The sequence below is a fragment of the Pseudomonas sp. J452 genome (assembly GCF_024666525.1).
Classification (GTDB): domain Bacteria; phylum Pseudomonadota; class Gammaproteobacteria; order Pseudomonadales; family Pseudomonadaceae; genus Aquipseudomonas.
In genome coordinates this window covers 1,906,433-1,926,914 of the sequence record NZ_CP088294.1, presented here as the reverse complement: position 1 = coordinate 1,926,914, position 20,482 = coordinate 1,906,433, and the positions used below count along the sequence as shown (strand labels likewise).

Sequence of the window (20,482 nt, the reverse complement as noted above, 5' to 3'; positions counted from 1 at the left end):
TCCTGCCTCCCGCGCCTTCCAGTACCCTTGCCCGCCTGATTTCTCGATCAAGGACGCATGATGCGCTGGATCACCCAACCCGGCTGGCCGGGCAATCTGCTGGCCATGGCTGCCGGTGCCCTCACCACTCTGGCACTGGCCCCCTATGACCTGTGGCCGCTGGCGATCCTCTCCATCGCCCTGCTCTACCTCGGTCTGCGCGAGCTCACCCCACGCCAGGCGCTGCTGCGCGGCTGGAGCTACGGTTTCGGGCTGTTCCTCAGCGGCACCAGCTGGGTCTACGTCAGCATCCATGACTACGGCGCGGCCTCGCCGCCCCTGGCCGCAGCGCTGACCCTGGGCTTCGTCGGTGGCCTCGGCCTGCTGTTCGCCCTGAGCAGCTGGATCTGGGCGCGCTGGTTGCGTCGCAGCGACGCGCCCCTGGCCGACGCCCTGGCCTTCGCCGCCCTGTGGCTGGCCCAGGAGGCGTTCCGCAGCTGGTTCCTTACCGGTTTCCCCTGGTTGTACGCCGGCTACAGCCAATTGCATGGCCCGCTGGCAACCCTCGCCCCGGTTGGTGGCATGTGGCTGATCTCCCTGAGCCTGGCCCTGACCGCCACGCTGGCGCTCAACCTGCCGCGCCTGCGCCCGAACAAGTGGCAGTGGCTCAGCGCCCAGGCCCTGCTGCTGGCACCGTGGATCGCCGCCATGGCCCTGCACGGCCACAGCTGGACCCAGCCCAAAGGCGAACCTCTCAAGGTTGCCGTCATGCAGGGCAATGTCGAACAGAACCTCAAATGGGATCCAGCCCAATTGCAGGCCCAATTGGAGCTGTACCGCGACCTGACCCTGAACAGCCAGCACGCCGACCTGATCGTCTGGCCGGAAACCGCGGTACCGGTGCTCAAGGAGTTCGCCGAAGGCTATCTGCAGTACATGGGCCGCGTCGCCCAGGAGCGCCAGGCCGCCCTGATCACCGGCGTGCCGATCCGCCAGGCCAACGAGCAGGGCGAGAAGCGCTACTACAACGGCATCACCGTGGTCGGCGACGGCGAGGGCACCTACCTCAAGCAGAAGCTGGTGCCATTCGGCGAGTACGTGCCGCTGCAGGAGGTGCTGCGCGGGCTGATCGCCTTCTTCGACCTGCCGATGTCCGACTTCGCCCGCGGCCCGTCCGACCAGCAACTGCTGCAAGCCAAGGGCCTGCAGATCGCGCCGTTCATCTGCTACGAGGTGGTCTATCCGGAGTTCGCCGCCGGCCTGGCCGCACAGAGCGACCTGCTGCTGACCATCAGTAACGACACCTGGTTCGGCACCTCGCTCGGTCCGCTGCAACACCTGCAGATGGCCCAGATGCGCGCCCTCGAAGCCGGACGCTGGATGATCCGCGCCACCAACAACGGCGTTACCGCGCTGATCGACCCGCAAGGCCGCATCACCACGCAGATCCCGCAGTTCCAGCAGGCCGTGCTGTATGGCGAAGTACAGGCCATGCAGGGCCTGACGCCCTACCTGATCTGGCGCGGCTGGCCACTGGCCGGACTGTGCGCCCTGCTGCTGGGCTGGGCCGTCGCCAGCCGCCGCCGCGAGGCGCGCAGCATCACCATGCAGGCGGCTTGAGCCCACACAGGTAGGAGATTGCCCGCCGTCTTCGACGGAGCGCTGTCGCGCAGCAAACTCTGTAGGAGCCAGCTTGCTGGCGATGCTTTTGACCTGCCAAGATCGCCAGCAAGCTGGCTCCTACAAGTCCTCATGCAGATTTAATTTTTGTATGTAACACAACGCTTTATTTTTTTGATGAGAGCGAGCTCTGCTCGCGAAGGGTATCGCGGCTGCCGGTATTCGCGAGCCGAGCTCGCGCCTACGCCAAGGCATCAGCGATACAGCAGCGGGTAAACCACCTGCCCCAACGCCTCGTTGAGCAGGCGCGTGCTCTGCCACAGCGCCTTGCCTTCCGGCAGCCAGCCGCCCAACGGGCGCGCATTGGCTACGCCGAGGAAACCCAGCGGCGCCGCCACCACTTCCAGCCCGGCACGCTCGAAACACCAGCGCGAACGCGACATGTGCGCCGCCTGGGTCACCAGCACGACCCGACGAATGCCCTGCTCGCGCAGCAGTTCGGCGCTGAATTGCGCATTCTCCCAGGTGGTGCGGCTACGCTCCTCGCGCCAGCGGGTCGCCACGCCGAAGTCACGCTGCAGCGCGTCGGCCATCAACCCGGCTTCGCTGGGCGGCTCCCCATAATGCAGACCGCCACTGATCAGCACCGGCAGTCCGGAGGCGCGCTGCAGACGCGCCGCATAGCGCAAGCGTTCGATAGCCGTGACACTCGGCTGATCGCTGCCCCAGGCGGGATCGGCTTCCTCGCGGCCGGAGCCAAGCACGACTATCACCTCACCACGCTGCGCCAGGCTCGCCCACTGCGCCTCGGCCAGTGCCGGCACGCGCTCCAGCACGCGTGCCGCCTGCTCGACCACCACCGGCAGGCTCATCAACCACAGGCCGCCGAGCCCAAGCAGGAGCAACAGCAGCGCCAGGCGCGGCCGCGACGACCAGCACAGCCATGCCAGCAGGATCAGCAGGAGCAGCCCGCCCGGCGGCAGAATCAGTTGTTTGAGAAGAAAGCGCAGCTCCATGAGCACCTCCGAGTGCCCGCGCAGACTAGCAGACCGCCACGGAAGTCAGCGCGGCGCGGCCGTGCGGAACAGCTTGGAACCGCAGGAAACACAGGGTAATACGCCCTCGCCGCGCTGCCATTCGGCCGCATTGCCGCACAGCGCGCAGCACAGCTGCTGGCGCCGTTTGAGCAGTGGCTTGACCTTGGACTGAGCTTTCAAGACCGTCTTGCTGGCACCCGGCGGGCGCACCGCCTTGGCGGTTTTCGCCGGCGGCATCTGTTCGATCAGCGCCAGCTCCTCGGCCGCGGCATGCCAGCCGCGCAGCCAGTTGAGGTCACGATCCAGATAAGCACGAATCAACTCCAGCTCGGCCGGCGTCAGGCCGCGCAACTCCAGCTCGGAAGGCGGCGCATCACGCAGGCGACCCGCGGTGTCGGCCTCATCCAGAGCCAGCGCAAGCCGTTGCAGCAAGCGCTCGTAAAGCCCTCCTCCCGCCTCAGCCCGCCGCATCTCTGCCATCCATCACCTCTGCCGGGCGCTAGCGTCTCGCCCCTAAGGCAAGCTTAGCGCCACCCCCGACCCAGGCGGCCCGCCGCGACAAACGGCGGAACGGCCTGGCGCCGCGCACAATCTGGGTTTCCCTAGGTCGCGGGGGGTCATGTATGCTACCGCGTTTCCTGTAAGCCCCCTTTTTGCCAGCCAAGTAGCCATGCACGAACAGTATTCGCCCCGTGATATCGAAGCCGCCGCGCAGTCCCACTGGGACGCGCAGAAATCCTTTGTCGTGAGTGAGCAGCCGGGCAAGGAAACCTTCTATTGCCTGTCGATGTTCCCCTACCCCAGCGGCAAGCTGCACATGGGGCACGTGCGCAACTACACCATCGGTGACGTGATCGCCCGCTACCAGCGCATGCAGGGCAAGAACGTGCTGCAGCCGATGGGTTGGGACGCCTTCGGCATGCCGGCCGAGAACGCCGCGATGAAGAACAAGGTCGCGCCGGCCAAGTGGACTTACGAAAACATCGACTACATGAAGACCCAGCTGAAGTCGCTGGGCCTGGCCATCGACTGGACCCGCGAAGTCACCACCTGCAAGCCGGACTACTACCGCTGGGAACAGTGGCTGTTCACCAAGCTGTTCGAGAAGGGCGTGATCTACCGCAAGAACGGCACCGTCAACTGGGACCCGGTGGACCAGACCGTGCTGGCCAACGAGCAGGTCATCGACGGCCGCGGCTGGCGTTCCGGCGCGCTGATCGAAAAGCGCGAAATCCCCATGTACTACTTCAAGATCACCGCCTACGCGGAAGAGCTGCTGAGTAGTCTGGACGAACTGGATGGCTGGCCGGAACAGGTCAAGACCATGCAGCGCAACTGGATCGGCAAGAGCTTCGGCGCCGACCTGGTGTTCGACTATGACCAGGCCAGCGTCGGCATCGACGGCCAGCTCAAGGTCTACACCACCCGCCCCGACACCCTGATGGGCGCCACCTACGTCGCCGTCGCCGCCGAGCACCCGCTGTCGCAGCGCGCCGCCGAGAGCAATCCGGCCATCGCCGCCTTCATCGCCGAATGCAAAGCCGGCTCCGTGGCCGAGGCCGACATGGCCACCATGGAGAAGAAGGGCCTGGCCACCGGCCAGTTCGTCATCCACCCGCTGACCGGCGACAAGCTGCCGGTGTTCGTCGCCAACTACGTACTGTGGGGCTACGGCGAAGGTGCGGTGATGGGCGTGCCGTCGCATGACGAGCGTGATTTCGCCTTTGCCAACAAGTACGCCCTGCCGATCATTCAGGTGTACGCCGCCGAAGGCCAAACCTACAGCACCACCGAGTGGCAGGACTGGTACGGCGACAAGACCGGCCTGATCACCGTCAACTCCGGCAAGTACGACGGCAAGGACTTCACCGCCGCCTTCGACGCCATAGTCGCCGACCTCGAAGCCTGCGCCCACGGTGCCCGCAAGACCCAGTTCCGCCTGCGCGACTGGGGCATCAGCCGCCAGCGCTACTGGGGCTGCCCGATCCCGATCATCCATTGCGACGCCTGTGGCGACGTACCGGTGCCGGCAGACCAGCTGCCAGTCGTGCTGCCGGAAGACGTGGTACCGGATGGCGCCGGTTCGCCGCTGGCGCGTATGCCGGAGTTCTACAGCTGCACCTGCCCGAAATGCGGCGCTGCAGCCAAGCGTGAAACCGACACCATGGACACCTTCGTCGAGTCGTCCTGGTACTACGCCCGTTACGCCTCGCCGAGCTACACCCAAGGCATGGTCGACCCGGCCGCGGCCAACCACTGGCTGCCGGTCGACCAGTACATCGGCGGCATCGAACACGCCATCCTGCACCTGCTCTACGCGCGCTTCTTCCACAAGCTGATGCGCGACGAAGGCCTGGTCAGCTCGAACGAGCCGTTCAAGAACTTGCTGACCCAGGGCATGGTGGTCGCCGAGACCTACTACCGCACCCTGGAAAACGGCGGCAAGGACTGGTTCAACCCGGCCGATGTCGAGCTGGAGCGTGACGCCAAGGCCAAAGTTATCAGTGCCAAACTGAAGACCGACGGCCTGCCGGTGGAAATCGGCGGCACCGAGAAGATGTCCAAGTCGAAGAACAACGGCGTCGACCCGCAGTCGATGATCGATGCCTACGGCGCCGACACCTGCCGCCTGTTCATGATGTTCGCCTCGCCGCCCGACATGAGCCTGGAATGGTCCGACTCCGGCGTCGAGGGTGCCAACCGCTTCCTGCGTCGCGTCTGGCGCCTGGCTCACAGCCACGTCAGCGGCGGCCTGCCGAGCGCCCTCGGCAAGCACGAATTGAATGACGGGCAGAAAGCCGTGCGCCGCGCCATTCACCTGGCCATCAAACAGGCCAGCAGCGATATCGGCCTGCACCACAAGTTCAACACCGCCATCGCCCAGGTGATGACCCTGATGAACGTGCTGGAAAAAGCCCCGAGCGAGACCGCGCTGGATCGTAGCCTGATGCACGAAGGCCTGCAGACCGTGGCCCTGCTGCTGGCGCCGATCACCCCGCATATCAGCCATGAGATCTGGCGCAGCCTGGGCCACAACGGCGCGATCATCGACGCCCAGTGGCCGCAGGTCGACGAATCGGCTCTGGTGCAGGACAGCCTGACCCTGGTGATTCAGGTCAACGGTAAGCTGCGCGGGCAGATCGAAGTGCCGGCCAGTGCCAGCCGCGAGGAAGTCGAAGCGGCCGCCCGCGCCAACGAGAACGTGCTGCGCTTCACCGAGGGCGTAACCATCCGCAAGGTCATCGTGGTACCAGGCAAGCTGGTCAACATCGTGGCTAATTGAAAACGGCTGCCAACTGATTAAGCTCGGCGCCATGCCTGCATGGCACCGTGACTCTCCAAGGGGATAGAAGAGAATGATGAAACGGAATCTGATGGTAATCGGCCTGGCTGTTCTGCTCAGCGCCTGCGGCTTCCAGCTGCGTGGCACCGGTAGCGCCGACTTCGCCCTCAAGGAAATCGACCTGCAGGCGCGCAACGCCTATGGCGAAACGGTCAAGCAAGTGCGCCAGGTGCTCGACAACAGCGGCGTCAAGGTGCACACCGGCGCGCCTTACAAGCTGAGCCTGGCCAACGAAAAAGAAACCCAGCGCACCGCCAGCTACACCGGCAACGCGCGCAGCGCCGAGTACGAGCTGACCACCACCCTCGACTACGAGATCCGTGGGCAGAAGAACCTGCTGCTGCTCAGCGACCAGCTGGAAGTGCAGAGCACCTTCGTGCATGACGAGAACAACCTGATCGGTTCCGACCAGGAATCCGCCCAGCTGCGTCAGGAAATGCGCCGCGAACTGGTGCAGCAGATGGTCCTGCGCCTGCAGCTGGTCACCCCGGCCCGACTCGAGCAACTGCAGCAGGAAGCCGAAGCCAAGGCCCAGGCCGAAGCGGAAGCAGCCGCCGCAGCGCGCCGCGCGGAGCAGGAGTCGGCACCGCTGCAGTCGCCGATCCAGCTGCCGATCAGCCAGTAAGCAGACAAGGGCCGGTTTACCGGCCCTTTTCACTCCTGACGAAGCTCGTTCCGCCATGAAGCTCAACCCCGCGCAACTCGGCAAACACCTGCAAGGCAGCCTCGCCCCGGTCTACGTGATCAGTGGTGACGAACCGCTGCTGTGCCAGGAAGCCGCCGACGCCATTCGCGCCGCCACCCGCGCCCAGGGTTTCAGCGAGCGCGAGGTGTTCCACGCCGAAGCCAACTTCGACTGGGGCCTGCTCTATGAAGCCGGCGCCAGCATGTCGTTGTTCGCCGAAAAGCGCGTGATTGAGCTGCGCATCGCCAACGGCAAGCCCGGCGACAAGGGCACCGCGGCGATCCTCGAATACCTCGGCCGCCCGCCGGAAGACACCCTGCTGCTGATCAGCCTGCCCAAGCTCGACGGCAGCACGCAGAAGACCAAGTGGGCCAAGGCGCTGATCGAGGGGCCGAATAGCCAGTTCCTGCAAATCTGGCCGGTGGAAGCCAGCCAGCTGCCGCAGTGGATTCGCCAGCGCCTGGCGCAAAGCGGCATGAGCGCCAGCCAGGAAGCCCTGGAGCTGATCGCCGCCCGCGTGGAAGGCAACCTGCTGGCAGCTGCCCAGGAAATCGAGAAACTCAAGCTGCTCGCCGACGGCAACCAGATCGACGCCAGCACCGTGCAGGCGGCGGTGGCCGACAGCGCCCGCTATGACGTGTTCGGCCTGATCGAAGCCGTGCTCGGCGGCGACGCCACACACGCCCTGCGCATGCTCGAAGGGCTGCGTGGCGAAGGCCAGGAAGCGCTGTTCATCCTGGTCATGCTGGCCCGCGAACTGCGCCAACTGGCCGGCCTGGCCCAGCAGATCAGCCAGGGCGTGCCCCAGGACAAAGCCTTCGCATCTGCCCGCCCACCGATCTGGGACAAACGCCGCCCGCTGGTCAGCAAAGCCCTGCAACGCCACTCCGCCGCGCGCTGGAACCAGTTGTTGATCGACGCCCAGCGCATCGACGCCCAGGTCAAGGGCCAAGCCCCTGGCGATGCCTGGAGCAGCCTCGGCCGCCTGGTGCTGCTGATGGCCGGCCAGCGCCTGCCGCTCAGCGAGTAACGCCCCGGATTGCATCCGGGCTACACACCTACGCACCGCATCCGTAGCCCGGATGCAATCCGGGGACAGGCCCTGCCGCACCCATCTGGACATTTTCTGTACAACGGCGCATTCTCCGCGCGCTCGCACCCCGCGGGCCATTACCGAGGACATGCCATGGCGAAGAATGCCAAGCGGCCGAACAAGGCCAAATCCCTAGTCGCCCAACCCCTGTTCCGCTGCCGCCAGGAACAGGCAAAGAAAGGCAAAGGCAGCTACCGCCGCGAAGCCTCCCAGCAAAACTGGGAGGCTTCGTGCTTTATGGCGGCATGAAATGTTAAGGTCGCGCTTCGTTCGCCCAGCCCCGAGATTTGTGCAATGCCCCACCTCGCCACCGGCCGCCTGTGCTGCCTGCTCGCCGGCACCACCCTGCTGCTCAGTGCCTGCGTCGAGTCGCCCACCCGCGACGCCCAACCCGCCGTAGCCAGCCCCACCACCAGCTCACCCGCAGTCCCCGCCGCAGCGCCCCAGGTCAACGCGCAGGTCGCACCGGCGCCAGCCATCAACTTCAGCGCTTGGCGCGGACAGTTCCGCATCAAGGCCCTGCGTGCCGGCATCCCTGCCGAGCTGTTCGACCGCGCCTTCAACGGGATCGCTCCGGACATGAGTGTGGTCCGCGCCGACCACAGCCAACCCGAATTCACCCGCCCGGTGTGGGAATACATCGAAGGCGCCACCTCGCCGATTCGCCTGCGCAAAGGCCAGACCCTGCTCACCGAACACGCCGGGACCCTGGCCGCCATCGAACAGCGCTACGGCGTCGACCGGGAAACCCTGGTGGCGATCTGGGGCATGGAAAGCAGCTTCGGCCAGTTCATGGGTGAACAGTCGGTGATCCGCTCGCTGGCCACCCTGGCCTACGAAGGCCGCCGCCCGCAGTGGGCCGAGGAGCAGCTGCTGGCTGCCCTGCAGATTCTGCACAACGGTGATATCCAGCCTGGCAGCATGCGCGGCTCCTGGGCCGGGGCCATGGGCCAGACCCAGTTCATCCCCACCACCTACCTGACCCACGCCGTGGACTTCGACGGCGACGGCCGCCGCGATATCTGGAACTCCAGCGCCGACGCCCTGGCCTCGGCCGCGCACTATCTGCAGGCCTCCGGTTGGCAGTTCGGCCAGCCCTGGGGCATGGAAGTCGCCCTGCCCAGCGACTTCGATTACGCCCTGGCCGACAGCGAGATCCGCAAGACCTACGCGCAGTGGTACGAGTACGGCGTCAAAGGCCAGCCCGGCAACCTGGATCCGCAGCAAACCGGTTACCTGCTGCTGCCGGCCGGCCACCGCGGCCCGGCCTTCCTGGTGTTCCGCAACTTCAACGCCATCCTCAAGTACAACAACTCCTCGTCCTACGCCCTGGCCGTGGGCCTGCTCGGCCAGCGCTTCGGCGGTGGCGGACAGATCCTCGCCGACTGGCCGCGCAGCGACCGTCCATTGAGCCGCAGCGAGCGTATCGAGCTGCAGGAAGGCCTGGCGACTCAGGGTTACAACCCGGGCCCGGCCGACGGCATCATCGGCGCCAATACGCGTAAGGCGATTCGCGCCTACCAGCAGAGCCTGGGCCTGCCCGCCGACGGCTACCCGACTCCGGCGCTACTGCAACGCTTGCGCTAATAGCTCAAGCATCAAGAGCCCCTCTCCCCGGCCCTCTCCCGTAAACGGGAGAGGGAGCAAGACTAGTCCGCGCTCGGCAGGGCCCACAGATGGGCAGCAACCAGCGCGCGCCAGGGCGAGAACGGCGCCAGCCAGTCGCGGGTGAAGGACTGGCTGAGCTTGTCCGCGCTGCCGAGCAGACGCTGCAACTGCCGGCGCACCGCAGCATCGCCATGCAGCGAGCCATCCAGGCGAGCGAAACCGCGCAGCAAGGCGTAATCCACCGTCCACGGCCCGATGCCGCGCAGCGCCAGCAGGCGCTCAGCGATGGCCTCGGCCGGTGCATCGGCCAGCCAGGTATCCAGCGGCAGATTACCGGCCACGATCTCGCGACTGAGCAAGAGCAGGGTCTGCGCCTTGGCCTGGGAGAACCCGGCAGCGCGCAGCTGCGCCTCATCCAGCACGGCGACTGCCTGGGCGTCCGGATAGCAGAGCAAGCCACTGGAATGTTGTCGGCCAGCCAGCTGGATCAGCTTGCGGCGCAGGCTGATGGCCACCGGCAGGCTGATCTGCTGGCCACTGATCGCCCAGCTCAGCGCCTCGAACGGCGTGGCCGCCTGCGGCACGCGCAGGCCGGCGTGACGAGCGAGCAAAGGCCCCAACTGCTGATGCCCGGCGTATGCCGTCTCGAAGTCCCGCACCGGCTGGGTCAGGCCCAGCATGTGAGCGACCAACGCCCGCAGCGGGTCGGCATCCTCCGCCACCGGGCCGTCCACCACGAGATGAGCAGTGACGCGGGGCGCTTCGAAACGGATGCTCAGGCAGGCCGGCAGCCCCTGCCAGAGCACGCCCTTGTCCAGGCCATCGGCCAGTACCCGCTCGGCCAGGGCTTGCCCATCGCGACGGTGGAATGCCAATAGATCGACCACCCGGAAATCCGTGGGCAGTTCAAGGGAATAGTCGAGGCGACGCATGGAAATATCTACACACAGCTGATGAAAAATCCGCCTGGGCGGTCTCTAGACGAAGACTACACTGGATGAACTGCAGCTATAGCGACAGCGGCCGATATGGCCAGTAGACGAGCAAGGAAGCCACACCTCAGACGAGCCATGGATTGCCTTGCATTCAATCCCTAGGGTGGCCTTGCCGATGTTCAACAACAAACTGAAAGAGGAACTGGCCCGCTTACGCAACGAGCTGACCAGCATGCGCCAGATCAAGGACTCGTTCTACAGCGAAATGCTGGTACTGGAGATCGAGCCCGATGGCCGCATCCGCTACGCCAACGACAACTTTCTCAGCGAGATGCTCTACCAAGCGGATGCCCTGCTCGGGCGCCAGTTGGACTCACTGATTCCCGACTCCTTTCGCCACGAAGCCAACTACACGAGGCTGCAGCAGGCCCTGCGCACCCGTGAGCACCTCAGCGGTGCCTTCCGCCTGCTACGCGGCAATGGCGAAGAGGCCTGGCTGCGTGCGATCTGGCAGCCGGTGATGAACAGCCGGGCAGAGTTGGCCTATTTCACCCTCTGCGCCAACGACCTGACCCGCACCATCAGCACGTCCAAGGAGCACGAGGGACTGATCGGCGCCCTGCTGCGCTCCACGGCGGTGATCGAGTTCAACCTGGCCGGCGAAGTGCTGACCGCTAATGAGCGCTTCCTCGGCGGCATGGGCTATCGCCTGGAGCAGATCCAGGGCAAACACCACCGCATGTTCTGCGAGGCGGAGGAGTACAACTCGCAGGCTTACCGCGACTTCTGGGCCCGCCTCAATCGTGGCGAGTTTGTCGCCGGGCGCTTCAAGCGCGTCGACAGCTATGGCCGCACGGTCTGGCTGGAAGCCTCCTACAACCCGGTGCGCGACCACCACGAGCGCCTGTACAAGGTGGTCAAGTTCGCCACCGTGATCACCGAGCAGGTCAACCAGGAACAGGCCGTGGCGGAAGCGGCGAACATCGCCTACAGCATCTCCCAGCAGACCGACGGCAGCGCCAACAAGGGCGCCGCCGTGGTGCGCCAGACGGTCGAAGTGATGCAGCGCATCGCCCGCCAGGTGCAGGAGGCGAGCGACGGCATCGAGGCTCTGGACAAGCAGTCGCAACTGATCAGCACCATCATGCAGACCATTCGCGGCATCGCCGACCAGACCAACCTGCTGGCACTCAATGCCGCCATCGAAGCCGCACGCGCGGGCGAGCAGGGCCGCGGCTTCGCCGTGGTGGCCGACGAGGTTCGCCAACTGGCCGGGCGTACCAGCCAGGCCACCGAGGAAATCGTCGAGGTGGTGCAGAAGAACCAGAGCCTGGCGCAGAGCGCGGTGGCCAGCATGGCCAGCAGCAGCCAGCAGGCCGCGCAGGGGCTGGACCTGGCCAGCGAGGCAGGTCAAGTGATAGTGGAAATTCAGGAAGGTGCCAAGCAGGTGGTCAAAGCGGTTGAACAATTCGCCAGCCAGCTCAAGACCTGACAGCGCACGCCGCCGGAAACGCAGGGACGCAACAACGGCGGGCACGGCAGCTGTCGCCCGTTGCGCCGACAGCCGTTGGCAGTCGCCGTAAGCCCTCTATGGTAGACTGCCCACCGGCCAAAAGCCCCGCTACCGCAGCCTCCTACCGGAGCCGAGATTTCGATGTCCGACACTGCCCCGCCCAAGCCCGTATCCAGCGGCGAAAAATTTCGTAACCCACAGGGAATTACCGCGATCAAGGACGGCCAGAAGCGTCGCGCTTCGGCCGAGCCCCATATCGTCGAACCCAAGCCGAGCTGGTTGCGGGTCAAGGTGCCAAGCGGCAGCCGCTTCGATGCGGTCAAACGCAACGTCAGCGAGCATCGCCTGAGCACCGTCTGCCAGGAATCCCACTGCCCGAACATCGGTGAATGCTGGTCCAACGGCACCGCCACCATCATGTTGATGGGCTCGGTCTGCACCCGCGCCTGCCGCTTCTGTGCGGTCGACACCGGCAACCCGAATGGCTGGCTGGACCAGGAAGAACCGCAGAACACTGCCAAGTCGGTGGAACTGATGGGCCTGCGCTACATCGTCCTGACTTCGGTAGACCGCGATGATCTGCCCGATGGCGGCGCCGCCCACTACGCCGCCTGCGTGCAGGCGATCAAGGCCAATACGCCGCAGGTGGTGGTGGAGGCCCTGACTCCGGACTTCGATGGCGATCACGCGGCCATCGCCCGCGTGGTGGACTCCGGCCTGGAGGTGTTCGCGCAGAACGTCGAGACGGTCAAGCGCCTGACCTATGAGGTACGTGATCCACGCGCCGGTTACGAGAAGACGCTGAAGGTGCTGGAGCACGCCAAGCGCCATCGCCCCACGGTCATCACCAAGACCAGCCTGATGCTGGGCCTGGGCGAGACCGACGAGGAAATCCTGCAGACCATGGATGACCTGCGTGCCATCGGCGTCGACATCCTCACCCTCGGTCAATACCTGCAACCCACCCGCAATCACCTGAAGGTGCAGCGCTGGGTCAGCCCCGAGGAGTTCAACCGCTTGCGTGATATCGGCCTGGAAAAAGGCTTCATGGAAGTCGCCGCCGGCCCACTGGTGCGCTCCAGCTACCGTGCCGACCGGGTGTTCGAGAAGAACAACCTGGGCCTGGCCGCACCTGTGCAGGTGCCTGGTCAGCAGCAGAACGACAGCCTGATTCCGACGCTCAATCTGAACTGATTCGAAGCTGGAAAGCTGAAAACTACCCGAGCCTGCTTGGCTCGGGCGCTTCTTCAGACGTAACCCAGGTGCTCGCGCAGAGCGCGCTCCAGGCGTTGCGCCACTTCGTCGAGCGCAGGCGACGTGTCGAGCAGCTCCCTGAGCTGGATCATCTGCAAACCGCTGTAGCCGCAAGGATTGATGCGCTGGAACGGCGACATATCCATGTCGACATTCAGCGCCAGGCCGTGGAATGAGCAGCCATTGCGCACCCGCAGGCCCAACGAGGCGATCTTCTCGCCCTTGACGTAGACCCCCGGAGCGTCGGCCTTCGGCGCCGCCTCGACGCCATAGCTGGCCAGCACATCGACCAGCGCCCGCTCCATGGCGGTGACCAGCTCGCGCACGCCCAGCTTCTGTCGACGCAGGTTTAGCATCAGGTAGGCCACCAGTTGGCCGGGACCATGGTAGGTAACCTGGCCACCGCGCTCGACCTGGATCACCGGAATATCCCCAGGCGCCAACAGGTGCTCGGCCTTGCCGGCCTGGCCCTGGGTGAATACCTGTGGGTGCTGCAGCAGCCAGATTTCGTCGGGGGTCGACTCATTGCGCTCGGCGGTGAAGCTGCGCATGGCTTCCAGGGTCGGCAGGTACTCCACCAACCCCAGGTGACGCACGACGAGCGCTGCCACTAGAGCACCATGTGCACGCGGCCGGTGGCTTTCAGGTCGAGGTGGATCGCCTGCAGCTGCTCCACGCCGGTAGCGGTGATATGCACCTGCACGGACAGGAAGCGGCCGTTGCGGCTGTCGCGCACCACCAGGCTGGTGGCGTCGAAACCTGGCGCATGGCGCTGCATCACTTCGATCACCAGATCGGTGAAGCCGTCGCCCGCCTCGCCGATCACCTTGATCGGGTAGCGCTCGCAGGGGAATTCGATTTTCGGGGCTTGAACTTCGCTATCGGTCATCGTGGCCACTCCGGGCTTGTCGCCCGTGAAATGCAGGACGCCCCGATTACGGGGCGTCCTTGTGAGTCATAACCCTAATTTTGGGCCCGAACGGCAGCCTTTCAAGGCCGCCTGGCGACTCTTTAGTTGAACAGTCCGTAAAAGAACAGACGGATACCATCCCACAGGCGACGGAAGAAACCACCCTCCTCTACGGCCTCGAGGGCAATCAGGTCGGCAGCGTGCAGCACTTCCTCGCCCAGCTTGACCTCGACCTTGCCGATCACGTCGCCCTGCTTGAGCGGCGCCTGCAGCTGCGGTTCAAGAATCATGCTGGCCTGCAGTTTCTTCACCTGGCCTTTCGGCAGGGTCATGGTCAGATCCTCGGCCAGACCGGCCTTGACCTGGCGAGTGAGACCTTTCCAGACCTGGGCCTCGGCCAGTTGCTCACCCTTCTTGTAGAACGTCTGGCTTTCGAAGAAACGGAAGCCATAGGTCAGCAGCTTCTGGGTTTCGGCGGCACGGACCTTCTCACTGTCGGTACCGAATACCGAGGTGATCATGCGTGCGCCTTCGCGCACGGCAGAGGCGACCAGGCAGTAACCGGCTTCTTCGGTGTGACCGGTCTTCAGGCCGTCCACGGTGCTGTCGCGCCACAGCAGCAGGTTGCGGTTGCCCTGCTTGATGTTGTTCCAGTGGAACTCCTTCTGTGAGTAGATCGCATAGTGCTGCTGGTCTTCGTTGATGATGGCGCGGGCCAGGATGGCCATGTCATGGGCACTGGAGTAGTGCTCCGGGTGCGGCAGGCCAGTGGCGTTCATGAAGTGCGAGTTCTTCATGCCCAGGCGCTCGGCGGTTTCGTTCATCATGTCGGCGAAGGCGTCTTCGCTGCCGGCGATGTACTCGGCCAGGGCGATGCTGGCGTCGTTACCGGACTGGATAATGATGCCGTGCAGCAGGTCGTCCACCTTCACCTGGCTATTCAGCGGCAGGAACATGGTGGAACCGCCGGATGCGGCGCCACCGATACGCCAGGCATGCTCGCTGACGTGAACCAGATCCTGCTCACCGATCTTGCCCTTGCGGATTTCCACGGTGGCGATGTAGGCGGTCATCAGCTTGGTCAGGCTGGCCGGCGGCAGGCGCTGGTCGCCATTGTTCTCCACCAGTACCTTGCCGCTGGCGGCGTCCAGCAGCACGTAGGACTTGGCCGCCAGTTGCGGTGGCGAAGGGATGGCGCTGTCCTGGGCGGCCTGGGTGAGCGGCGCGCCGAGCAGCAGGGTGAACAGGGAAAGGCAGCGGGCAAAGCGGGAGATATTCATCCGTCTCTCTAAAATGGCTATTCAACAATGGCACAGACGAGCCGGAGGCTCGCCTGCATTCCCCATTCCCCTGAAACTGCACGGGTAATGGACGAAAAAGTTCTAGTCGGGGCGTACCAGCGTGGGTTGTCCGAGGTTGGCCAGGCGCACGCTGTCCTGCAGCTGCTGTACCTCACCCTGCGTTTCGATCGGCCCCAGGCGCACGCGGTGGAACATCTGCTGGTTGCGCACCACCGAGCTGATAAACACCTTGGCAGGCACCGTCTCGCTCAGCTTCGCCTTGAGGAGCTCCGCAGCGTCCGGATTGGCGAAGGCGGCCACCTGGAGATACAGGCCAGAGGCTGCGACTGAATCGTTTTTTTGCGTCGATCTGCACCGGCAGCACGGCCGCGGCATGCTGCTGCGGTGGCGGACTGTATTGCTCGATCGGCTGGCTGACCGGTTGGGCCACGGCCACCGGCGCACTACCGGTAGTCGCCATCTTCGGCTGCGCCAGCACCATCGGCACCGGGCGGCCCTGCTGGGCCCACCACTCGTGCGGATCGATACCCTCGACCTTGACCCGCGCGGTACCGCTCTCGGCATAGCCGAGCTTCTTCGCCGCGGCGAAGGACAGGTCGATGATGCGATCGGAATAGAACGGGCCGCGGTCGTTGACCCGCAGAATCACCGTGCGTCCGTTATCCAGGTTGGTCACCCGCACGTAGCTGGGCAACGGCAGGGTCTTGTGCGCGGCGGTCATGCCGTACAGGTCATAGGCCTCACCGTTGGCAGTGGCCTGACCGTGGAACTTGGTGCCGTACCAGGATGCGGTGCCAGTGGCGCGGTAACGCCGGGCATCATTGATCGGGTAGTAGGTCTGCCCCATCACCGTATAGGGGTTGGCCTTGAAGCGCCCGTAGTGCGGCATCGGCACGGCATCGGGAATGCGCGATACGTCGACATCCCACCAGGGCGCGCCATCGCGATGCGGACGGCTGTAGTCGATCGGCCCGGAGACCGGCCCACCGGCCGGTACCGGCTGCACCGGTTTGCTGTTCGAGCAACTGGCCAGGGCCACACCCAAGGCCGCGAAGGCCAGGCCGCGCAGGGAGAACGCCAGCAGATGATTCATTGGCCGCTCCGCCGAGCCAGCAACTGCTCGGAGAGCTGATGCACGGCCATGGAGTACATGGTGCTGCGGTTGTAACGGGTGATCACATAGAAGTTGGGCAGACCCATCCAGTACTCCTCACCCTCGGCACCGTCAAAACGGAAAGCGGTTACCGGGACATCGTCGCGCAGCACATCGGCGCTGGACCAGCCCAGGGCACGCAGCTCACCGACGCTCTTCACCGGGTCGAGCCCCGCGGTCAGGCCGCTGTCGACCAGCTCACCCTTGACCTGGGCGCGACTGACCACTGGCTCACCGGCGACCCAGCCATGGCGTTTGAAGTAGCTGGCAACGCTGCCAATCGCATCCACCGGGTTGCTCCAGATATTGATGTGGCTATCGCCATCGAAGTCCACCGCGTAAGCGCGAAAGCTGCCCGGCATGAACTGTGGCAGACCCATGGCGCCGGCATAGGAGCCGGTCAGCGTAATCGGGTCGATCTGCTCCTCACGGCTCAGCAGGAGCAGCTCACGGAGCTGCTGGCAGAAGAACTCGGCGCGTGGCGGGTAATCGAAGCACAGTGTGGACAATGCATCGATACCGCGCCAGCTGCCGGTGTTACCACCATAGAAGGTTTCCACACCGATGATCGCCACGATCACCTGGGCCGGCACCCCGTATTCCTTTTCGGCACGGGCCAGGGCCTCGGCATTCTGGCTCCAGAAGTCCACGCCTTTGCTGATCCGCGCTTCGGTAATGAAGATCGGCCGGTAGTCTTTCCACGGCTTGACCTTCTCGGCCGGGCGCGAGATGGCATCGAGAATCGCCTGCTTGCGCTCGGCCTGGCTGAACAGGCTGACCAGTTGCTCACCGGCGAAGCCATGGTCGCGGGTCATCTCGGCGATGAATTCGGCCACCTGCGGCGAGCCGTCGTAGTCACCAGCCAGTGCCGTGCCACTCATGGCGAACGCCGCCAGACCGAGCCAATGAGTGCCGCGAACCATCCAGTCACGCCATGCCTGTTTCAAATTCTTCACTCTTATCAAACCTGTGCGATCCATTTTCGATGGGTCTGAATCGCCATCAAAATCCCAAACCCTGACAACAGCGTCACCAAGTGAGTTCCGCCGTAACTAATGAAGGGCAGTGGCACCCCCACCACCGGCAGCAGGCCACTGACCATGCCGATGTTAACGAATACGTAGACGAAGAAGGTCATCGTCAGGCTCCCTGCCAGCAACTTGCCGAACAGGGTCTGCGCCTGCGCCGTGATGAACAGGCCGCGACCGATCAGCAACAGGTAGACCAGCAGCAGGATACACACTCCGACCAGGCCGAACTCTTCGCTCAGGACCGCAATGATAAAGTCCGTGTGGCTTTCCGGCAAAAAATCCAGGTGCGACTGGGTGCCCAGCAGCCAGCCCTTGCCCAGCACGCCGCCGGAACCGATAGCCGCCTTGGACTGGATGATGTTCCAGCCGGTGCCCAGCGGATCGCTTTCCGGGTCGAGGAAGGTCAGCACGCGCTGCTTCTGATACTCGCGCAGGACGAAGAACCACATGGCCACCGCAATCGGCACCACCGCCGCCACCGCGCCGATAATCCAGCGCCACTGCAGTCCGGCCATGAACAGCACAAAGGCACCGGAAGCGAGGATCAGCAACGCGGTGCCCAGGTCCGGCTGTTTGAGGATCAGCACGAAGGGCACCAGGATCAGCACCAGGCTGACCACGATATGCCTGAGCTTGGGCGGCAGGTTGTGCCGGGCCAGGTACCAGGCAATGGTCGCCGGCATGATGATCTTCATGAACTCGGAGGGCTGGAAGCGGATCACCCCGGGAATGTTGATCCAGCGCGTGGCGCCCATGGCCGTATGGCCCATCACCTCGACTGCCACCAGCAAACCAACACCGAATATGTAGGCCAGCGGCACCCAGCGGGCCATGAAGCGTGGCTCGAACTGGGCAATCACCAGCATGCCGACCATGCCCAGGGCGAAGGAGGAACCCTGCTTGATCAGCAGGTCCCAGTTCTTGCCGCTGGCCGAATACAGGACGAACAGGCTGCCGGCCGCCAGCGCCAGGAGAATCAGCAGCAGCCAGCCGTCGATGTGCAAGCGCTGCAACAAGGTTGCCCGGCGCTTGAACACGTCCTTGTCGGAAATACTGCGGTCGAAATTGCTGTTCATGGCGTGCTGCTCACGGGTTCCACCGGCACGGGCGGGCGGTATTCGGGCTTGAGTTGACCGTCTTCGCCAAGCAGCCAGGCGTCCATTACCTGCTTGACCACCGGCGCGGCCACACCGGAGCCCGACTCGCCGTTTTCCACCATCACGGCCACGGCGATCTGCGGATCGGCGGCCGGGGCGAAGGCGACGAACAGGGCATGGTCGCGATGACGTTCCTGCACCTTGGAGCGGTCGTACTTCTCGCCCTGCTTGATCGCCACCACCTGGGCCGTACCGCTCTTGCCGGCAATCCGATACAGCGCCGCATCACCCACCTTGCGCGCCGTGCCACGGGGGCCGTGCATCACTTGTTCCATGCCAAAGCGGCCGTAGTCCCAGAACTTGGGATCGCGCAAAACAATATCCGCCGGTGTCTCCATCGCTTCGATGACTTCTTCGGCCATCAGTTGCTGCGGGGTCTTGCCTTCGGCGGTGCGCAGCAGGTGCGGACGAATCCACTTGCCACGGGTCGCCATCAGCGCGGTCGCCTGGGCCAGCTGCAACGGCGTGGTCTGCATATAGCCCTGGCCGATACCGAGGATCAGCGTCTCGCCGGGATACCAGGGCTGACGGTAGCGCGCACGCTTCCACTCGCGGGAAGGCATCAGCCCAGCGGTTTCCTCGAACATGTCCAGGGAAACCTTCTGCCCCAGGCCAAACAGGCTCATGTAGTGGTGCATGCGGTCCACGCCCATCTTGTGCGCGAGGTCGTAAAAATAGGTGTCGTTGGAACGCATGATCGCGTATTCCAGGTTCACCGAACCGTCACCCGTGCGGTTCCAGTTGCGGTATTTGTGACTATGCCCAGGCAACTGGTAGAACCCGGGATCGAACACGCGGGTCTGCGGGGTCACCACGCCGGCGTCCAGCCCCGCCACCGCTACCATCGGCTTGATCGTCGAGCCTGGCGGATACAACCCACGCAGCACGCGGTTGTACAGTGGCCGATCGATCGAATCACGCAGCTCGGCGTAGGCTTTGAAGCCGATACCGGTGACGAAGGGGTTGGGGTCGAAGCTCGGCTGACTGACCATCGCCAACACCTCGCCGGTGCTCGGTTGGATCGCCACCACCGCACCACGGCGGCCGCCCAGGGCCTGTTCAGCAGCTTCCTGCAGGCGTACATCGAGGCTCAGTATCAGGTCGGCGCCCGGCTTCGGATCGGTGCGTTTGAGCACGCGCAACACCCGACCACGGGCATTGGTCTCAACTTCTTCGTAGCCCACCTCGCCATGCAGCAGGTCTTCGTAGAAACGCTCGACGCCGGTCTTGCCGATATGGTGGGTGCCACTGTAGTTGACCGGATCCAGCTCTTTCAGCTCTTTCTCGTTGATCCGCCCGACATAGCCGACCGAGTGGGCGAAGTGGCCTTTCTGCGGATAGTGGCGCACCAGCTGGGCCACCACGTCGACGCCAGGCAGGCGGAACTGATTCACTGCGATACGGGCGATCTGCTCCTCGGACAGCTCGAACAGGATCGGCACCGGCTCAAAGGGTCGGCGCCCCTGGCGCATGCGCTTCTCGAACAGGGCGCGGTCTTCTGCCGTCAGCTGCAGCGCCTCGACCACCACATCCAGCACCTGCTGCCAGTCACCGGCGCGCTCGCGGGTCACGGTCAGGCTGAAGCTGGGCCGGTTGTCGGCGATGATCACCCCGTTGCGGTCGAAGATCAGCCCGCGGGTCGGCGGGATCGGCTGCACATGGATGCGGTTGTTTTCCGCCAGGGTGGTGTGGTGCTCGTACTGGATCACCTGCAGGTAGTACAGCCGCGCGATCAGCACAGAGGTCAGCAGCAACACCGTCACAGCGCCGACCACCACACGCCGGCGTACCAGACGGGCGTCTTTTTCGTGGTCCTTGAGGCGGATCGGTTGCGGCATCTGCGACTACTTAAATGGGCGGCTT

General features: G+C 64.6%; 17 protein-coding genes and 2 pseudogenes. 9 read left to right on the top strand and 10 right to left on the bottom strand.

The window, feature by feature from the left end; all coding sequences use genetic code 11:
- Positions 1 to 60: 60 nt before the first annotated feature.
- Positions 61 to 1,599: an apolipoprotein N-acyltransferase gene (gene lnt, locus LRS11_RS08590; protein WP_260496886.1), complete on the top strand. Its 1,539-nt coding sequence runs from the start codon at positions 61 to 63 to the stop codon at positions 1,597 to 1,599.
- A 254-nt stretch (positions 1,600 to 1,853) separates the two neighbouring features.
- Here the strand turns inward: lnt and LRS11_RS08585 are convergent, their stop codons facing one another.
- Both LRS11_RS08585 and LRS11_RS08580 read right to left on the bottom strand, forming a co-directional pair.
- Positions 1,854 to 2,615: a YdcF family protein gene (locus tag LRS11_RS08585; RefSeq protein WP_260496422.1), complete on the bottom strand. Its 762-nt coding sequence runs from the start codon at positions 2,613 to 2,615 to the stop codon at positions 1,854 to 1,856.
- 45 nt (positions 2,616 to 2,660) lie between these two features.
- The gene (locus LRS11_RS08580) at positions 2,661 to 3,116 is read right to left on the bottom strand and encodes a hypothetical protein (RefSeq protein ID WP_260496421.1); all 456 of its coding nucleotides are present in this window, start codon (positions 3,114 to 3,116) and stop codon (positions 2,661 to 2,663) included.
- Between the two features lie 190 nt (positions 3,117 to 3,306).
- On the opposite strand from LRS11_RS08580, the gene leuS reads away from it, so the two are divergent.
- The 5 genes from leuS to LRS11_RS08555 all read left to right on the top strand — a co-directional run bounded on the left by leuS (position 3,307) and on the right by LRS11_RS08555 (position 9,344).
- A complete protein-coding gene (gene leuS, locus LRS11_RS08575) occupies positions 3,307 to 5,919 on the top strand; it encodes a leucine--tRNA ligase (RefSeq protein WP_260496420.1) in 2,613 nt (870 codons plus the stop codon).
- Positions 5,920 to 5,992: 73 nt separating this feature from the next.
- The gene (gene lptE / locus LRS11_RS08570) at positions 5,993 to 6,604 is read left to right on the top strand and encodes an LPS assembly lipoprotein LptE (protein WP_260496419.1); all 612 of its coding nucleotides are present in this window, start codon (positions 5,993 to 5,995) and stop codon (positions 6,602 to 6,604) included.
- 55 nt (positions 6,605 to 6,659) lie between these two features.
- The gene (gene holA / locus LRS11_RS08565) at positions 6,660 to 7,694 is read left to right on the top strand and encodes a DNA polymerase III subunit delta (RefSeq protein WP_260496418.1); all 1,035 of its coding nucleotides are present in this window, start codon (positions 6,660 to 6,662) and stop codon (positions 7,692 to 7,694) included.
- 156 nt (positions 7,695 to 7,850) lie between these two features.
- Positions 7,851 to 8,006, top strand: coding sequence for an alternative ribosome rescue factor ArfA (gene arfA, locus LRS11_RS08560; protein WP_160078460.1), 156 nt, complete (start codon positions 7,851 to 7,853; stop codon positions 8,004 to 8,006).
- A 45-nt stretch (positions 8,007 to 8,051) separates the two neighbouring features.
- Positions 8,052 to 9,344 (top strand): lytic murein transglycosylase, encoded by a 1,293-nt coding sequence (locus tag LRS11_RS08555; protein WP_260496417.1) that lies wholly within the window; start codon positions 8,052 to 8,054, stop codon positions 9,342 to 9,344.
- Between the two features lie 62 nt (positions 9,345 to 9,406).
- Here the strand turns inward: LRS11_RS08555 and LRS11_RS08550 are convergent, their stop codons facing one another.
- On the bottom strand, positions 9,407 to 10,297 hold the full coding sequence (locus tag LRS11_RS08550; RefSeq protein WP_260496416.1) for a DNA-3-methyladenine glycosylase family protein: 891 nt from the start codon (positions 10,295 to 10,297) through the stop codon (positions 9,407 to 9,409).
- Positions 10,298 to 10,475: 178 nt separating this feature from the next.
- Between LRS11_RS08550 and LRS11_RS22480 the strand changes: the two are divergent.
- The 3 genes and pseudogenes from LRS11_RS22480 to lipA form a co-directional block, all read left to right on the top strand.
- Positions 10,476 to 11,252, top strand: a pseudogene (locus LRS11_RS22480) (PAS domain-containing protein); the annotation flags it as partial.
- Positions 11,232 to 11,792: a methyl-accepting chemotaxis protein gene (locus tag LRS11_RS22475; protein ID WP_409519809.1), complete on the top strand. Its 561-nt coding sequence runs from the start codon at positions 11,232 to 11,234 to the stop codon at positions 11,790 to 11,792. The pseudogene LRS11_RS22480 and the gene LRS11_RS22475, both read left to right, overlap by 21 nt.
- Before the next feature lie 162 nt (positions 11,793 to 11,954).
- Complete coding sequence (lipA, locus tag LRS11_RS08540; protein WP_260496414.1) at positions 11,955 to 13,007, top strand: lipoyl synthase; 1,053 nt, start codon at positions 11,955 to 11,957, stop codon at positions 13,005 to 13,007.
- Between the two features lie 53 nt (positions 13,008 to 13,060).
- Here lipA and lipB read toward each other — a convergent pair whose 3' ends face one another.
- The 7 genes and pseudogenes from lipB to mrdA all read right to left on the bottom strand — a co-directional run bounded on the left by lipB (position 13,061) and on the right by mrdA (position 20,457).
- Positions 13,061 to 13,678: a lipoyl(octanoyl) transferase LipB gene (gene lipB, locus LRS11_RS08535; RefSeq protein ID WP_260496413.1), complete on the bottom strand. Its 618-nt coding sequence runs from the start codon at positions 13,676 to 13,678 to the stop codon at positions 13,061 to 13,063.
- Positions 13,678 to 13,956: a DUF493 domain-containing protein gene (locus LRS11_RS08530; protein WP_260496412.1), complete on the bottom strand. Its 279-nt coding sequence runs from the start codon at positions 13,954 to 13,956 to the stop codon at positions 13,678 to 13,680. Before LRS11_RS08530 ends, lipB begins: the two co-directional genes overlap by 1 nt.
- Before the next feature lie 122 nt (positions 13,957 to 14,078).
- Positions 14,079 to 15,257, bottom strand: a complete 1,179-nt coding sequence (locus LRS11_RS08525) for a D-alanyl-D-alanine carboxypeptidase family protein (protein ID WP_260496411.1) — start codon at positions 15,255 to 15,257, stop codon at positions 14,079 to 14,081.
- 102 nt (positions 15,258 to 15,359) lie between these two features.
- Positions 15,360 to 16,371, bottom strand: a pseudogene (locus tag LRS11_RS08520) (septal ring lytic transglycosylase RlpA family protein).
- Positions 16,368 to 17,354, bottom strand: coding sequence for a lytic murein transglycosylase B (gene mltB, locus LRS11_RS08515; protein WP_409519808.1), 987 nt, complete (start codon positions 17,352 to 17,354; stop codon positions 16,368 to 16,370). Before mltB ends, LRS11_RS08520 begins: the two are co-directional and overlap by 4 nt.
- A gap of 38 nt (positions 17,355 to 17,392) precedes the next feature.
- Positions 17,393 to 18,538 carry a rod shape-determining protein RodA gene (gene rodA, locus LRS11_RS08510; protein WP_260496410.1) on the bottom strand — a complete coding sequence of 382 codons (1,146 nt, stop codon included), beginning with the start codon at positions 18,536 to 18,538 and terminating at the stop codon, positions 17,393 to 17,395.
- Complete coding sequence (gene mrdA / locus LRS11_RS08505) at positions 18,535 to 20,457, bottom strand: penicillin-binding protein 2 (protein WP_260496409.1); 1,923 nt, start codon at positions 20,455 to 20,457, stop codon at positions 18,535 to 18,537. Before mrdA ends, rodA begins: the two co-directional genes overlap by 4 nt.
- Positions 20,458 to 20,482 lie beyond the last annotated feature (25 nt).

Coding starts and splice junctions, on each gene's coding strand:
- lnt (WP_260496886.1), top strand. CDS start 61: ATGCGCTGGATCACCCAACCCGGCTGGCCGGGCAATCTGCTGGCCATG.
- LRS11_RS08585 (WP_260496422.1), bottom strand. CDS start 2,615: ATGGAGCTGCGCTTTCTTCTCAAACAACTGATTCTGCCGCCGGGCGGG.
- LRS11_RS08580 (WP_260496421.1), bottom strand. CDS start 3,116: ATGGCAGAGATGCGGCGGGCTGAGGCGGGAGGAGGGCTTTACGAGCGC.
- leuS (WP_260496420.1), top strand. CDS start 3,307: ATGCACGAACAGTATTCGCCCCGTGATATCGAAGCCGCCGCGCAGTCC.
- lptE (WP_260496419.1), top strand. CDS start 5,993: ATGATGAAACGGAATCTGATGGTAATCGGCCTGGCTGTTCTGCTCAGC.
- holA (WP_260496418.1), top strand. CDS start 6,660: ATGAAGCTCAACCCCGCGCAACTCGGCAAACACCTGCAAGGCAGCCTC.
- arfA (WP_160078460.1), top strand. CDS start 7,851: ATGGCGAAGAATGCCAAGCGGCCGAACAAGGCCAAATCCCTAGTCGCC.
- LRS11_RS08555 (WP_260496417.1), top strand. CDS start 8,052: ATGCCCCACCTCGCCACCGGCCGCCTGTGCTGCCTGCTCGCCGGCACC.
- LRS11_RS08550 (WP_260496416.1), bottom strand. CDS start 10,297: ATGCGTCGCCTCGACTATTCCCTTGAACTGCCCACGGATTTCCGGGTG.
- lipA (WP_260496414.1), top strand. CDS start 11,955: ATGTCCGACACTGCCCCGCCCAAGCCCGTATCCAGCGGCGAAAAATTT.
- LRS11_RS08530 (WP_260496412.1), bottom strand. CDS start 13,956: ATGACCGATAGCGAAGTTCAAGCCCCGAAAATCGAATTCCCCTGCGAG.
- LRS11_RS08525 (WP_260496411.1), bottom strand. CDS start 15,257: ATGAATATCTCCCGCTTTGCCCGCTGCCTTTCCCTGTTCACCCTGCTG.
- mltB (WP_409519808.1), bottom strand. CDS start 17,354: ATGGTTCGCGGCACTCATTGGCTCGGTCTGGCGGCGTTCGCCATGAGT.
- rodA (WP_260496410.1), bottom strand. CDS start 18,538: ATGAACAGCAATTTCGACCGCAGTATTTCCGACAAGGACGTGTTCAAG.
- mrdA (WP_260496409.1), bottom strand. CDS start 20,457: ATGCCGCAACCGATCCGCCTCAAGGACCACGAAAAAGACGCCCGTCTG.